Here is a 14637-nt window from a genome sequence, read left to right on the forward strand (position 1 = left end):
ATCGAACCGAGGCATTGGCCAGTGGCTTTGATTGGGATAGTTAACAAGATAAGGGTGTTATGACAAATTTTAAGAGTGGTACAGAAGGACAACGTAAACTTGCCGCCGTTATTCGAGGTAAGGCGTTAAAGTTTCAACCTTGGGGCCTTGATGCTGTCGCGGCTGCTCAAGTGGTCTCAAGGCTTGAGGCGATGACATCCCCGTTGTTCTTCATTAAAAACAAAGCTCAATTGGAAGCCGGTGAAGTAAAAAAATGCCTGGTGCAATACGATGAAGACAACTATAAACGTCGTGCCAGGTTCGCCCAATCACGTGCAAAGCGGGGGAGTTAGAAACCTCATTATTAAAATAGATGTAGCGACACCCTACATACCTCAGCAAGGGGAATTCATTACGCTCTTTGATTAAACCAAGGGTTTAATGGAAGCGAAGCGTGACGCCTGAAAGCAGCGCGATGAGCGTTGTTATCTTTCACCCTGCCAAGCCGCTTTTTAAATTCAATCAATATGTTGTACTATCGCTGATAATAAAACGGTTACCGCTACAAATGGCAGTAGACCCCAAGCCCGTCTTTCCGCTTTAGCTGTATCGAGTGAGTGACATATGACAAGCGCTAAAAAATTATCCCTTCCTCCTGGTATAACTGTGAGCCGGCAAGACAAGACCTATGTTATCTCACATATCAACATGGGGGAGATTGGGGGCGTAACATTGAGTGAAACCACTCATGGTGATACGCAACTCCAACCTTATTTGACTATCGATACTGCCGATAATAAAGCCGTTATCGCTTTTATTGCGCAGCAGATGACAGATGCATTAATCATGGATAATGCGTTGCACTCGCCGCAGCGCTCTGCAGTGCGACCGGAACACTTACCGGAAGGTGTTCAAGCTATTGAGAGTCAATTATTCCCTTGCTCTCAATGTAATGAAATCATTGCGAGATTAATTTTTGTTACTGAAATCAATACGGCGAGAGAGCTTCATGAAATGGCTAACAAGTTCGAATTAGAAGCCTTTGTGAGCACATACCCAATATGGTTAATTGGGGCACCCGACTCTGATGACGATAATATAGCTAAACATCTAACATTACAGATTGCACCGGCGAAAGGGGATGTGTATTACGAACACCCGGATATCATGAATATCCGATTAATTAAGTTGGACCTGGAACACTGCCAGGGCAATGATAAACCATTACAAACCCATAAGGATTTACATTGAATTCAAGAGATTTTCAGCTAACAGAACAAGATGGTCAATTTAAAGCGAAGCAAAGTAGTCATTACTGGACGGTTGAAAAAGGGAGCGCGCTCATCACTGGCCGATTTGAAGGCAAAGAGGTGATGGAGTTTGCCTCTAAGCCCATAACAACAAAATCCGCCCTGGTCAGCTGGGTACTGGATGTGTATTACTAATTAGAACTGATATGACTCAAGAACGGTTATCGATTGAAGCGGAATGTTTCGCCGCTGAGCGTAAAAAACAACGAACGTATACGTCTTACCACCGCTGTGATGGTTGCAATAAGGAAACCCCAAGTCGCTATGCTGTCAGTGGGCAATGTGTCACCTGTAAAGGATTAGGCACTAAGAATACTACGGATACGCGCAATTATTGGTGCCCCGGTTATCACGATAAGCAAGCGTTTAAAGCCAGTCGCGTTGCCAGTCTTATGCTGCAGGTGTTTAATGAACGGCAACGAGAGCGCATTCTTATTGAACGTCCCCCTCTAAAATACTTGTAAACCGGATGTATTCTGCAGAAGAGAGATGATACCTTATTCATATCACACATGATTAAGGGGGGTGATGAGAATATCCTCAGTTCAGAAAGATATCTTATTTGTGCTGTACCAGCTAGAACTTCGTGGCGTGGTAAAGCCTATTGCGGCGACCGATATTTTAATGATGGTTAATCAAAGTCGCAACACAGAGGTGTTTGGGACAAACTTTAGAGTTTCTTGTCATAAGCTTAACGAACACGGCTTGGTTCACATGCATCGCAATCTTAAGTCGTTAACACTTTCGTTTAGATTAACCGACTCGGGGCGGGAGAAGGCTAGCAAGCTCAAGATGTCATGACTAAACCTATTACAGAATGGCTTATTAAAAGAAAAATGAAAAAACAGAACAGGCTTGAGAAGTGTACAAGAAGAGAAAGTGGATGATATAAACGAAAAAACCCACAACAAAAGTCGTGGGCTTAATCTTTATCTTATGTCTTTGGTGGGCTACCTAAGTAGTGATGTGCCAAAGCTCTCAATAACCATACTAGTGCCAAATGACGAGTTGGTCAACAATAATTATGAGCAATAAAGGTCGTTATGCCGTATCAAGCAATAGAACAAACGCTATCAGTTAGTAGGTTGTCAACATATCGAAATGCAATTAGAGCAGCACATGGTCAGGATTGCCTGAAAACATCTATATCTCTTTATGAGTGGAATGCTGATTTGTCTGCACACTTCTTGGTGGCCATCCATATATACGAGTTTACTCTGCGAAATGCGATAAGTGAGGCTATCAGTCTTAGGTATGGAGCAGATTGGCCTATAAACGTTACCTTCCAGAATTCTCTACCTGCTTGGCAAAAAAGTGAGCTGCTAGGCTTAGATGAAGTCATTAATTATCAAAGCATAGGTAAAGTTCTGCCTGAATTAAGACCATTTTGGTTTGAAAATATGTTAAGACAGGCAAATGATTTACGTATATGGGCACCATTTATACACCAGGTCTTTCCGTATGCCGACGGCATTACTCCGCAACAAGTAAGAAGTAGTTTGAAAGATGGGTGCTTCAAAATTAGAAAACTGCGTAACCGAATAGCTCATCACGAACCTATCTTTAAACAGACAACCCTACAACAAGCTTATCCGTTGATAACAGAAGCTATTCAGTGGCGATGCCAAGATACAAAGAGATGGTTAGACAAAATCGAGCGTATAACACCGCTATTAAGCTCTCCAATAATTTAAGAAGTTAGCATAGGAAAAACATGAAAATACTGAAAAAAATTGGCATCAGTGTTTAATTTATTTAACAAAAAGGCACAAGTATCAATGCCTACGGTAGAGCGTGTTTCAGAAGATGTTGTAGGTTATGATCTTGATCACAAAGGATTAATAATGAATTATCGTTTTTATTCCAAGCTAGAATTTTTAGGCTCCGTTAAAACAGAGTTGTGGAACGAAGATAATCTCTTGTTGGTTCATCATATTGAGGCTTCGACTGTCGGGGTTAAATATGGTACTGCTATGATCGATTGGTTGGTAAGAAACTCATCTGAAACAATACAGCCAGTACATGTAATTATGAATGGTCTTGGTTTTTGGGCCAAATTAAAAGAAATTTGGCCGGATAGGATTTATGACTTAGATTTGCGATCTAGCGAGTACGACCTTTTACTTGAAAAAAGAAAACATTATCAAAAATTGGATTAATCAATGATGGGAAACAGGATGAACACATTAAATCTGTTAGCAAATCCAGCATTAGAACCAGCTGAAAAACTGAAAAGAGAAGCCATTTGTTTCTTTATGAAAAAAGGAGTTTCAGAGTTGGTAGCCACTCAAAGAGTCGAAAATAAGTTCTTGCGACTTAACAATAGTCCAACTTCCATAATTGATCTTAAAAGCCTTTGCGAAGAGTGATGAAAGAGTAGTTTTTTTGAAAAATTCAATTAATTCTGATGGGAAAAATATGACAGACATAAAAAGTACACTATTTGGGGAGTTTATGAGTAAGAGTGAGATTATCGCTCATGCTACAATTGGCTTGCTTTGCGGCTATCCCGAGTGTTGTATTAAGTATTGTTTGTTGCGCCGCAGAGATACTGTTGTACCATTACACGCTTATTCCGATTGTGGTGTCGTTCTTTGCCCTGAATGTACCGCTAAGCCTGATATTACCGATACCATTCAATCTCGTAGACTATTGAGTACGCCATATCCTTACCATATTGGTGATTTGGCAGATCAGCCCGTTTCTGATGCTGTTAGATGTCAAGCAGATATAATAGCTCGAGAATTAATGGATTTGTTTAAATCGGGGGCTGAACAATGAAACCACTTTTTCTGCTGGTTGGTGTCCTGGTGTTATTTGGGTGTACGGAAAACGCTAAAGAGCCAGTGTTATATAAAGGTGTTTACACCTACGGCTTTGAAGTCAGTGTATTTTCGCCTGATGACGAGGCGAAAGAGTATTGGCTATATGCCGAGAACCAAGCGCTCGATGAAGTTCAACAAATGTTGACGAATACTATTATTGTGGCCAACGGGGATAATCCATATCCTAGTGTGCACATTGAGTTTTATGGGATTGATGAAGGCCGCCCAACAATCAATGACGGTGAAATCCCTTCGGCCTATGATGCATTAATGAACGTATCAAAGGTCGTAAACATAGAAAAATTTTAACTATTTGATTAGCGCTAAAGTCTACGCTAACTAGTATGAAGAGATAACAATGAAAACATTAATGCTTGCGAGCACGATATTACTCTTATCTGGATGTCAGAGTTTGTCTAGTGAGAACTTAGAGACCGCAATTATCGGCGATTGGCAGATTGAATCTGTGATGGGAACACCTGTCGTCGACAGTCCAGCTAACCTAAAGTTTACCGTTGATGGACGGGTAGCGGGGAATAACAGCTGTAATAACTTCTTTGGTCAGTATGGCGTTGAAGGGAATGAGATTAAGTTAACCGCCAAAGGTAGCACTAGAATGATGTGTCCTGAGTTATTGATGCGTCAAGCCAATTCAATCGATAGAGCGATGCCACTTATTGCAGTAGGTGAAATGAATATGGGTCAACTTGAATTGCGCGATGTTACGGGAAAGGCGGTATTTGTACTAAATAAACGGTAATGCATTAAATTAATTGATTAGTAGAAGGTCGCATATTGCGACCTTTTTTATAGCTATTCGACAGTGCCCCCCTTGGTTATTGGGTGTGAATAACATGTATTGCAAATTTAATTTGATCTAAATCATGTATTTATAACATTCACAACTATTTATTAGTTGTGCTGAATAGTTTCGTGATAACAACTATTTGCAATGCTGTTGTTATCACAAGGATGCTGTTCACATGCAATACATAAAATCATTACGTTTCATATCTATGTTCGCTTGTTTTTGCAGCGTGTTTACGGGGGTTTTCGCAAATCAAACGGTTCCGTTGACGGGTCAATTTAAGGTGAGTCAACAAGGGGCGGCCACTTATACCCTTCCTATCGAAGTCCCAGCAGCACGCGGTGGACTCGCTCCTGAAATTGCCCTTAATTACTCTTCTACAAGCAGCGATGGTTATTTAGGTATGGGCTGGAGTTTGTCGGCCAGTTCTGTCATTGCACGTTGCCCACAGTCTTTTGCACAAGATGGCCAATTACGTGGTGTTGATTTAACCCGTGAAGATAAATTCTGTCTTGATGGTCAGCGACTAGTGCTTATTTCTGGTCAGTATGGCGAAAATAATTCCCAATATATAAAAGAGCTTGATGATGCGTCAGTGGTGACGGCGTTAGGCCAGCAATCTGGCGGTGGCCCAGCAGCATTTAAACTCGAAACCAAAGCGGGGGAAATCCACTATTTTGGCGATCTTTCATCACTCAGTAATCTGCAATTCAATGACATTGACGGTAACAATAGTGAAGAGGATGCCGCCATCTCTGTTGATACTCAAACGGGACCGGTTACACGTCTTTGGGCACTGAAAGCGATAGAGGATAGTTTGGGTAACTATATCAGTTACCATTATCAAAAGAGTGATACTGAACAAGTCTTAACAAGCATCGATTATGCTGGACACCGTGATGGCGAACTGCCATACACTCAAGTTAAGTTTCATTATACTGCCAATCCTCACCCGAAAAGTGGTTATGTTTATGGGGAGGCTGTTAGCGTCTCTAAGTTGTTAAGCCATATAGAGATCACGCTTGATAACCAGCATCAACGCACCTATTTCCTTGATTACAGTACGTCCAGTAAACCTGAAAACCTAAATTTTCTTGACAGTGTTCAAGCTTGTATCGATGTTGATCGCCGAGATTGTACCACTGCGGTGTCATTTGATTGGACTCGTCGATCTTTTGATGCCCGTAATTTTAATCCCTTTGTCACTAGCAGCAATGCGTTATCCACGCCGATAGGCGAATACCGAACCGCTCAGACCTTTGATATGGATGGGGACGGTTATAGTGATTTGATTTATGTGCGCAACGGAGCCTGGTATAAACGGACGCTTTCCAATGGTGAAGAAGAACGCCTAACAACCTTTGGTACTGGAAAAGCGCACTTTGCACAAAGTATTGATTTTGATGGGGATGGACAGCGTGATTTATTGATTGCAGCGAACGAAACCAGTAATTGGAAAGTCATTAGCTTTAAACCGTCGACGCAAACAAGTACCTCGTGCGAGCCTAATGGTGGAGGAACTCAATTATGTGAGGATATTGATAGGGAAGTCGCTTATACCTTAACCGACCTCAATCGTTTAGCGTTGGGATTTGAAGGCAATGCGTTAGTTGCGGATGTTAATGGTGATGCACTCGAAGATATTGTTTTTTTAAAAGACGGTATGCTGCAATGGTATCGAAACCTTGGGGGCACATTGGATAGTGCAAAAATCCTTTATTCATTTAGTTTAGAGGAAAAGGCATTTTTTGAGTCGAGTATTATTAACAGTGCACCGAGTTTTAAAACCAGTGCGGCTGTTGATGTGAATGGTGATGGATTAACCGATTTACTGTTAAAAGTACGAAATGATCTTGGTGATTGCCTGACGTCATCAGGCGTTATTCCTAACGTATCATATCGCGAGTGTGTCAGCGACTTGTTAGGAACTTGGCGGAGTAACGGAACAAGTGGTTGGCGTTTGTTTGTTTCTACGGGAAACAATTTTTCTCCCCGACAAATCATTCCAGGAACTGAAGATGTCGAACATTTGCGTGTCGCAGATCTCAATGGCGACGGACTGACAGATATTGCCTATGTTCGTGATAACGCATGGTATCAACGCCTTTCAGATGGTGTGCGTTTTTTAAGAGAAACGGGGTTAGGAGAGGAAAATGCCCCACTGGCTGCAAATGACACATTAGATAAAGGCACCTTTTTCCTTGATTTAAACGGTGATGGACGTAGTGATATGTTGCGTCCATCGTTAACGGAAATGCGGGTGTTTATTTCAACACCCGGTTCAAGCGATGATGCTGTTAACTGGGAAGAACGCGGGAGTTTTCCATTTGTTGGAACATTAGGGGAAACAGTCCGCTTTGCCGATGTTAATGGCGAAGGGCGCCTTAGTCTCTATTATGTGCAAAATAACCAATGGCGATTACATCAACCGACTCAACCTCGTTTTAACCACACCATAAATCGGATCACAGATGGTTTTGGTGTTAGTACCGATATCACTTACGAGTACCTGACACGTAAGGACGCAGAAAACGTGTATAAAACGCAAGTGTCGAGCAATCTTGAACCGTCGAAAAACTTCTCGACTATCCCAGCGTTACAAGTTGTTAAGCGAGTTAACACATCCACTGGGCCAAGTACTTATGTCGGGGTGCGTTATGAATACGGCGGATTGCTCGTTAATCGCTTAGGTCGGGGTTTTCAAGGCTTTGAGCTGCTCAGAACCATTGACGAACAATCCAATGTTGTGACGGATACTGTCTATGAGCAACTGTTCCCTCGAACAGGGTTGCCATTAGCAACGCGGCAATACATCAATAACACCGCTTTATCTGAGTCCTTAAATCACTACACCTTTGTTGAGGTAGGGAGTGATGAAACCGCTGACAGTTATCGCCGTACCGCAATGACGGTAACAGAAACCACGCGTCAATATGGCAGTGATAGCGTTGCGAGGGCATTAGTTAAAACTCAAACAGAGCACCAGTATGACGAATGGAGTAATTTAGTTGAAAGTCGTGTAGAACAAACCGACATGACGGACTTCTCGGCTTCAAGCCTAGTGGTTACCACCAATGTGTTTGAAGGTGAAGGAGGCGGCGCTGCAAAAGGGCGATTAAGTCGAACCGTCGTTGAAGCAAGTCGTTATGGTGACGGAGTGGGCTCAACGGTGACTCAAGCCAGTCAGTTCACCTATTACCCTAATGGTTTATTGCACACATCGGTGCTTGCACCTGAAGACCCTCGTTATAAGCTTGCCACCACAAAACGCTATGATAAGTACGGTAATACGATTCAAGTCGATATTACGGGTGGGGTCGACGCCGCCGGTAATACTTCGCAAACCCGAACAACTCGTACAAGCTATGACCCTCGTGGACGATTCGTGCATAGCACAACCAATGGTCTCGGTGACGTCGCCTTAAGTCAATACAATCAACAAGCCGCGAGTCAGGTTACTGGGCGGATAAATCAAGCGGCAGTGATTGATGCGAATGGCCGAAAAATAATTAAAGCTTTTGATAGTTGGGGTCGGGTAGTAACAGAAACCAATCCAGACCTTACGCAAACGCACTATCGCTATGAGTTATGTGGCCAAGTAGATTGCGCTCCTTTCGCTAACGGTCACTTGCTCACCAGCAAAACAAAAGCAGGCACGCCGAGTGAGCAGTTAGTGTCGGACAAATACGGTAGAGAAATCGGCACGAAAATAAAAGGCTTTGATGGTCAATGGATTGTTACCGCGAAAACCTATGATGCGATGGGACGGGTAACTCGCCAATATGAGCCACATTTCGCGGCGATTGGCCAATATTATAGTGAAGTACTATACGATGACTTTAATCGTGTTATTGGTGAGAGAATGCCGAATGGCAGTACTAACACTCGTTACTATCAAGGGTTAGAAACTTTATTTGAGGATAGCAACGGTAAGCAAACGGTCAAAAAAATGAATGCGTTCGGTGAGCAAGCGAAGGTCACCGATGATTTGTACAACGAGTTAACCTTTGAATATGACGCAAAAGGCAATTTACTCCGCAGTTACGTGCAGTCTAATGGCGGGCGAACGGTATTACGCACCGAGCTTGAATACGATAATTATGGCCGGAAAATCAAGTCAGACGACTTAGATAAAGGCGCTTGGCAATACAGTTATAACGCTTTTGGTGAGTTGCTGTCGCAAACGAATGCCAGTGGGCAAGTGACGCAATTGCAATATGATATGTTGGGCCGCAAAGTTAAACGACAAGAACCCGAGGGCACCGCTTGTTGGCTTTATGGTAATAAATCCAATAAGACTGCAGGTATGCTGATAACCGAGCGGCTTTACAACCGCCTTGAGAATGACTGTAATGCCAGCGGTTATCACCAACAAAAGACCTTTGGTTATGATGCTCATGGACGCTTGACAATAACGGCGACAAAAATTGATAACACGGTTTACTCTACCGCGTTCAGCTATGACAACTTGGGCCGAATAAAAAACCTGCAGTACCCAAATAACTTACTGACGGTTGAAAATCGATATAACGAAGCGGGTTATCTATATCAACGGAGAAATCAAACCACAGGACTTGCATATCAAACTATTGAAGAGAAGAATGCGAGAGGACAAATCACTCAGGTCGATTATGGTAATGGCGCACAAGAAAACACCTCTTATCAAGCTGACACGGGGTGGATTGATAATATCAGTCTGGAAAAGGGCGGTACACTCCATAATTTAAGTTATCGGTTTGATGATTTAGGCAATCTGACGTGGCGTGAACATCAGCTCAGTGCGGCTCCCGCAGTGTTTGCTGAAAACTATAATTATGATGACTTGTATCGTTTATATGACCGTACCATTACGGTTCAGAGCGGTGGCAGTACACTGCCTGCTTACTTTAAACAAACACTGAGTACGCGTTATGATGATTGGGGCAATATCATTGAGAAGAGTGATACAGGGCATTACAAGTATGATGATGCAAACCCCTATCGATTATTAGACATTTGTAATGGTGAAGATTGTAATCAAAAAGAGTCGATTGCGGCGTCAAAGTCTTGCCCAGCAGGTTCTCAACTGAATGCGGCAAAAACACAATGTGAACAGACTGTTCGCCAGCCAGCTAAAAGTCAGGATTACTTAAGTTGCCCTGCGGGTTACACCTTGAACGGTGAAACGTGCAGTAAGGCCGCCTCGAAACCCGCACAAGTGATAGATACTTGTCCGAGTGGTTGGACCCTAAATGGGACCACTTGTTCGAGAATAGTAACGAAAAACGCTACCGGAGAAAGAGTATACTCGTGTCCTACTGGGTACAGATATAACGGCTCTATTTGTGAGAAACACGAGTCTCAACAATCTCAGTCAAAGTATCATTGTGACAACGGTTGGAGTTTGTCAGGCACAACCTGTCAAAGAACACTATCACAAGTTGCGAAGGTGCATAATAGTTATTCATGCCCTACAGGTTATGGTTTATCTGGAACCAGTTGTCGTAAAACACTGACCACACCAGCGAGTAAGCGCTATTACTGTTCATCTGGTTATCAACTTAGTGGCCAAAAATGCTTACAAACCAAAGCGGCTTCAAATCAAACACTTTATACCTGTCCAAGTGGTTATACTCGCTCAGGAAAAACATGTACCCAAACCAAATCTGCCACCGCAACAACGGTGCCTGCGAGTTGCCCATCGGGTTATCGATGGAATGCATCGTCAGGTAAGTGTTATAAATGGGTGACCGTTGTCACATCAAGCAAACCTAATTCGACCTGTAAAGGTGGCGAACCGATGGGCGGTGGCAAAAGGATGTGGGAGTGTTTACATGAGCGTGATAGAGGCTCGACGACTCAGTATGTATGTAGTACTGGCTGGACAGTATCGGGCTCAAAATGTACCAAGTCACAACCGGCAAGCAGTCATCAAAAAAAGTTCTGCCCCTTAATTTATCAAAATGGAGAGTATCAAGATTGGACATTATCTGGTTCGACCTGTACTCGCACTGACCATCCGCGTAGTGCTTCATTCAACTATTACTGTGCATCGGGGTACAACTTATCGGGCTCAAGTTGTTCGAAGTTATTAACGCAAAACGCGACAAAAACGACGACCTATTCTTGCCCTGCAGGATATGTTCGTTCAGGAACTAATTGCAGTAAGGCTGAAAGTAAGAATGCTGTACGCTTAAGGTGGTGTCCTACTGGGTGGGGGTTACAAGGTGAAAACTGTTTACGGCGGTTAACACAAACGGCAACCAGTAAAATGGTGTATTCGTGTGCCAGTGGCTGGTCTGTATCTGGGAGCAAATGTTTAAAAACAGAAACCAGGAGTGCAACTCGTACCTATCAGTGTGAGAGTGGTTGGAATAAGTCTGGAACGCAGTGCCACCGTACCTTAACCGAACAAGCGCAAACACTAAGCAGGCTGACTTGTCCAAAAGATTGGTCGCTGCAAGGGGAGCAGTGTGTTAATACGCTTCGAACGCCTCCGCAATTATCTTGCCCTGCAAACTGGACCGTCGAAGGTAATCAATGTACGCGATTAACTAATGCTCATTACAAAATGCAGTACGATGCGCGCGGTAATATTACTCAAGATGGCAGTCGTCGATTTGATTACACCTCTTATGATTTAGTGAAATCAATCACCCAGGGAGGTGAGTCAAGTCGCTTTGAATATGACGTCAACCGAGCGCGCTTTAAGCGTGCTGACATCAAAATCGAAGCCGGCGTTGACACTTACTATACGACCTACTATGTCGGGGGACATTACGAAAAGGTCAATCGAACCGGTGGCGGAAAAGCAGCCCTCACAGAGCAGAAACTGTATGTGGGTAACGCGGTGATTACGATAAGGAGCAATAACTCAAGTGACACCTATTATCTGCACAAAGACCATCAAGGTTCGACGACAACTATCACGAACGCCCTTGGTACTGTGGTGCAACAGTTAACGTACGACCCTTGGGGCAAGCAAACCGCTGCCTTTACACATTCATTATTAGGCAGCTATGCCTCCCCAGCTGAGCGACAAGGCTATACCGGGCATGAGTCTGTCAGTCATTTAGATATTATCCATATGAATGGACGGATTTACGATGCCAATATCGGGCGTTTTTTACAAGCTGACCCGTTTATACAGCAAACGGATAATCTGCAGAACTATAACCGTTACGCTTATGTGCTGAATAACCCGATGAGCTATACCGACCCCAGTGGTTTCTTTTTCGATAAGATATGGAAAGAAATAAAGTCTTTCGTGGGAATTATCGTTGTGGCGGTAGCCTCCTATTTCTGCGCGACAACCTGCGGACCGGCTATATGGGCGGCAATAGGTGGCGCCTCGGGCGCGATAAGTGCAGCGGTTAATGGTGGCAATATCTTTAGGGGGGCGCTGATTGGTGCGGTGACAGCCGGAGTTGCCGCTGGCATGGCTGACTCTGGCGTGTTAGAAACCTTGTTAACCAATGGCTTTGTTGGCGGTATCGCAAGCGAAGTTACTGGGGGGAACTTTGGTCATGGCTTTATTGCAGCAGGAGTGAGTGGGTTGGCCGGTGGTGCAATTGGGCAGGTTGATAATGCCGCAGGTCGAATTGTACTAAGGGGGGCGATAGGGGGCACGATATCTGAAGTAACAGGGGGTAAGTTTGCCAATGGAGCCAAAAGCGCTGCGTTTGCGCAAATAGTTGGTGAGTTATCAAATTATGCAACGTCCCAATCATCAGTAAATGGCCGAGAAAATCAAGTGAAAGATTGGTCTGCAGCGGACGAAAAGTGGTTGCAAGAAACGATGAACCAGAATGCCATTGATATTGAAAATGGGAATTTGTATGCCTATGAGCCTGGTTGGATGCGCTTACAGGAGAGGGCACTACTCGATGGTGAGTTTGGTTCTGGGACATATGTTAACGTTATGGAAGAGTCTGGAGGTATGGCGCTTGAGGGGGCCGCAACTCTTGCCGGAGGATATGGGGTCTATAGAGGAGGCGCTAAACTACTATACAACTCTCTTTCAAGCCCACGAGTAGGGCATCGTCTTTTTACTGAAACAAGGAAAAATGGCTCTTGGAATACAGGCAAACATCGATTCGGTTGGAGTGGAAAAAACGGTTCTAATGAGTATAAGTTCATGTATCGATATAAGAAAACTCATGTTCCGACAGGAATAAAAATACAACGATCACATCCAAATGGTGGTTGAAATGAAAATATTAGAAAGCGAAATATTCTCATATATAGATCAAAGATTAAAGTGTGCTAGTCAAAGGTCTTTAAGTGAATTGAATTATCTTTGCGTGAAAGATAAAGAGGTAAAGATAGGAGGAAAAATATGTAAAGAAAATAGCTGGGATGAACCCTTGTCAGAGGGGGTTATTTTTGTGGTAGAAATTTCTTTTAAAAAACATTTACTTGACACAGTGTTTACCAAGGGGTTGATATTTAATGGAATTGATAGAACGATTCTATCTCAAGAAGAAATGTGGGACTTAGGTTTCGGTTAGGGCATGAGTCTGTCAGTTATTTAGATATTATCCATATGAATGGACGGATTTACGATGCCAATATTGGGCGTTTTTTACAAGCTGACCCGTTTATACAGCAAACGGATAATCTGCAGAACTATAACCGTTACGCTTACGCACGTGCTGAATAACCCGATGAGCTATACATGATTAGTAGAAGGTCGCAATATGTTGCGACCTTTTTTGTATAAGATATATATTTTGCAGCTTTCGCGATAGTCGAACGACTGCATTTTAGTAAGCTCTGCACCTCGGACCTACTTTTCCCATCATTGAGTAAGACACCCAACGAGGCCAATTTTTCTGTTGGTTGGTGTCCGGGTGTTATTCGGGGGCACAGAACACACTAATATTTTAGGGTGGGAGTCCTCGAACGAGAACCTGGTAATAAGCTGGTTGGATTATTTTTAAGGTATTCCTTCTGGATCCGATAAACACTGGCAATACCAATATCTAACTTTTCAGCTACTGCTTGACGAGTAAAGCCTTCCTTTATCAAGCTGATCACTTGATGTGACTTTGCCCTCGACGTTGGTTGACGTCCTTTATATCTCCCTTCTGATTTGGCCTTGGCGATACCTTCCATTTGCCGCTCTTTGCGTAAAGTCGTTTCAAATTCTGCAAACACGCCAAGCATACTAAAAAAAGCATTCCCTGCGGCACTACTCGTATCAATTGGCTGTTCTGTGGCCTTTAAATCAATACCGGCTTCTTTTAATTCGTGAGCCATATTTTGGAGATCACGGAGACTTCGAGAAAGTCGGTCGATCCTTGTGACAATTAAAGTGTCACCTTCTCGAAGATAATTCAGACAAGCATCCAACTGAATACGCCCCTCTTGTCGCGAGCCACTTTCTTTTTCGGAAAATATTTTTTTACATCCGGCAGACTTCAAAGCTTGATGTTGGATCGTTAAATCCTGATCAAAACTCGAAACTCGTGCATATCCAACTAATGACATATCTTTAGGTCCTAAAGTTAGTGGTAGATTGCTATCATAAATGGATTTTACACTTATGTGATAGTGTTATTTGCTAAAAATTACAAGTATCTTATGAGTGTACCCTTTTGATAGTTCAATGCTATTGCATTTAACACTGTTGTATCGAACAAACGTAAGCGATCAATATAGGACGGTCTTGTCAGATTCTAATAAGTCTGCATTAGATCTGAGGTAAGCGGGTTGTCCGCAAACTTAGCCTTCC

General features: G+C 43.1%; 15 protein-coding genes. 14 read left to right on the top strand and 1 reads right to left on the bottom strand.

Translation table 11 applies throughout. The features are described from left to right. The first annotated feature begins 59 nt into the window (after positions 1-59). The 14 genes from L2748_RS21255 (at position 60) to L2748_RS21320 (ending at position 13563) form a co-directional block, all read left to right on the top strand. Positions 60-332: a hypothetical protein gene (locus L2748_RS21255; RefSeq protein ID WP_220782960.1), complete on the top strand. Its 273-nt coding sequence runs from the start codon at positions 60-62 to the stop codon at positions 330-332. A 313-nt stretch (positions 333-645) separates the two neighbouring features. After that, the gene (locus L2748_RS21260; RefSeq protein WP_248957738.1) at positions 646-1230 is read left to right on the top strand and encodes a hypothetical protein; all 585 of its coding nucleotides are present in this window, start codon (positions 646-648) and stop codon (positions 1228-1230) included. After that, positions 1227-1424, top strand: a complete 198-nt coding sequence (locus tag L2748_RS21265) for a hypothetical protein (protein WP_220782962.1) — start codon at positions 1227-1229, stop codon at positions 1422-1424. Before L2748_RS21260 ends, L2748_RS21265 begins: the two co-directional genes overlap by 4 nt. Positions 1425-1435: 11 nt before the next feature. Continuing rightward, the gene (locus tag L2748_RS21270; RefSeq protein ID WP_220782963.1) at positions 1436-1753 is read left to right on the top strand and encodes a hypothetical protein; all 318 of its coding nucleotides are present in this window, start codon (positions 1436-1438) and stop codon (positions 1751-1753) included. 64 nt (positions 1754-1817) lie between these two features. Then, positions 1818-2090, top strand: coding sequence for a helix-turn-helix domain-containing protein (locus L2748_RS21275; RefSeq protein ID WP_220782964.1), 273 nt, complete (start codon positions 1818-1820; stop codon positions 2088-2090). A 242-nt stretch (positions 2091-2332) separates the two neighbouring features. Further along, entirely contained in the window at positions 2333-2983 is a 651-nt protein-coding gene (locus L2748_RS21280; RefSeq protein ID WP_220782965.1) for an Abi family protein, read from the top strand. Between the two features lie 84 nt (positions 2984-3067). Then, positions 3068-3448, top strand: a complete 381-nt coding sequence (locus L2748_RS21285; protein WP_220782966.1) for a hypothetical protein — start codon at positions 3068-3070, stop codon at positions 3446-3448. Between the two features lie 18 nt (positions 3449-3466). Continuing rightward, complete coding sequence (locus L2748_RS21290) at positions 3467-3658, top strand: hypothetical protein (protein WP_220782967.1); 192 nt, start codon at positions 3467-3469, stop codon at positions 3656-3658. Between the two features lie 49 nt (positions 3659-3707). Beyond that, positions 3708-4070 (top strand): hypothetical protein, encoded by a 363-nt coding sequence (locus L2748_RS21295; RefSeq protein WP_248957739.1) that lies wholly within the window; start codon positions 3708-3710, stop codon positions 4068-4070. Continuing rightward, positions 4067-4423, top strand: a complete 357-nt coding sequence (locus L2748_RS21300; RefSeq protein ID WP_220782969.1) for a hypothetical protein — start codon at positions 4067-4069, stop codon at positions 4421-4423. Before L2748_RS21295 ends, L2748_RS21300 begins: the two co-directional genes overlap by 4 nt. A 49-nt stretch (positions 4424-4472) precedes the next feature. Next, positions 4473-4874, top strand: a complete 402-nt coding sequence (locus L2748_RS21305) for an META domain-containing protein (protein WP_220782970.1) — start codon at positions 4473-4475, stop codon at positions 4872-4874. Between the two features lie 223 nt (positions 4875-5097). Further along, positions 5098-13110, top strand: coding sequence for an FG-GAP-like repeat-containing protein (locus tag L2748_RS21310; protein WP_220782971.1), 8013 nt, complete (start codon positions 5098-5100; stop codon positions 13108-13110). 1 nt (position 13111) lies between these two features. Next, positions 13112-13411, top strand: a complete 300-nt coding sequence (locus tag L2748_RS21315) for a hypothetical protein (RefSeq protein ID WP_220782972.1) — start codon at positions 13112-13114, stop codon at positions 13409-13411. A gap of 35 nt (positions 13412-13446) precedes the next feature. Continuing rightward, entirely contained in the window at positions 13447-13563 is a 117-nt protein-coding gene (locus L2748_RS21320) for an RHS repeat-associated core domain-containing protein (RefSeq protein WP_246616257.1), read from the top strand. A gap of 215 nt (positions 13564-13778) precedes the next feature. Here L2748_RS21320 and L2748_RS21325 read toward each other — a convergent pair whose 3' ends face one another. Then, the gene (locus L2748_RS21325; RefSeq protein WP_220782973.1) at positions 13779-14393 is read right to left on the bottom strand and encodes a recombinase family protein; all 615 of its coding nucleotides are present in this window, start codon (positions 14391-14393) and stop codon (positions 13779-13781) included. Between the last annotated feature and the right edge of the window lie 244 nt (positions 14394-14637).

The sequence above is a fragment of the Shewanella sairae genome (genome assembly GCF_023283535.1).
In the GTDB taxonomy this organism is placed as follows: Bacteria; Pseudomonadota; Gammaproteobacteria; order Enterobacterales; family Shewanellaceae; genus Shewanella; species Shewanella sairae.

Excerpts from the sequence above, each read along its gene's own strand:
- L2748_RS21310 (WP_220782971.1), top strand. The coding sequence starts at position 5,098 with ATGCAATACATAAAATCATTACGTTTCATATCTATGTTCGCTTGTTTT.
- L2748_RS21280 (WP_220782965.1), top strand. The coding sequence starts at position 2,333 with ATGCCGTATCAAGCAATAGAACAAACGCTATCAGTTAGTAGGTTGTCA.
- L2748_RS21320 (WP_246616257.1), top strand. The coding sequence starts at position 13,447 with ATGAATGGACGGATTTACGATGCCAATATTGGGCGTTTTTTACAAGCT.
- L2748_RS21300 (WP_220782969.1), top strand. The coding sequence starts at position 4,067 with ATGAAACCACTTTTTCTGCTGGTTGGTGTCCTGGTGTTATTTGGGTGT.
- L2748_RS21295 (WP_248957739.1), top strand. The coding sequence starts at position 3,708 with ATGACAGACATAAAAAGTACACTATTTGGGGAGTTTATGAGTAAGAGT.
- L2748_RS21270 (WP_220782963.1), top strand. The coding sequence starts at position 1,436 with ATGACTCAAGAACGGTTATCGATTGAAGCGGAATGTTTCGCCGCTGAG.
- L2748_RS21255 (WP_220782960.1), top strand. The coding sequence starts at position 60 with ATGACAAATTTTAAGAGTGGTACAGAAGGACAACGTAAACTTGCCGCC.
- L2748_RS21290 (WP_220782967.1), top strand. The coding sequence starts at position 3,467 with ATGAACACATTAAATCTGTTAGCAAATCCAGCATTAGAACCAGCTGAA.
- L2748_RS21315 (WP_220782972.1), top strand. The coding sequence starts at position 13,112 with ATGAAAATATTAGAAAGCGAAATATTCTCATATATAGATCAAAGATTA.
- L2748_RS21285 (WP_220782966.1), top strand. The coding sequence starts at position 3,068 with ATGCCTACGGTAGAGCGTGTTTCAGAAGATGTTGTAGGTTATGATCTT.
- L2748_RS21325 (WP_220782973.1), bottom strand. The coding sequence starts at position 14,393 with ATGTCATTAGTTGGATATGCACGAGTTTCGAGTTTTGATCAGGATTTA.
- L2748_RS21305 (WP_220782970.1), top strand. The coding sequence starts at position 4,473 with ATGAAAACATTAATGCTTGCGAGCACGATATTACTCTTATCTGGATGT.
- L2748_RS21275 (WP_220782964.1), top strand. The coding sequence starts at position 1,818 with ATGAGAATATCCTCAGTTCAGAAAGATATCTTATTTGTGCTGTACCAG.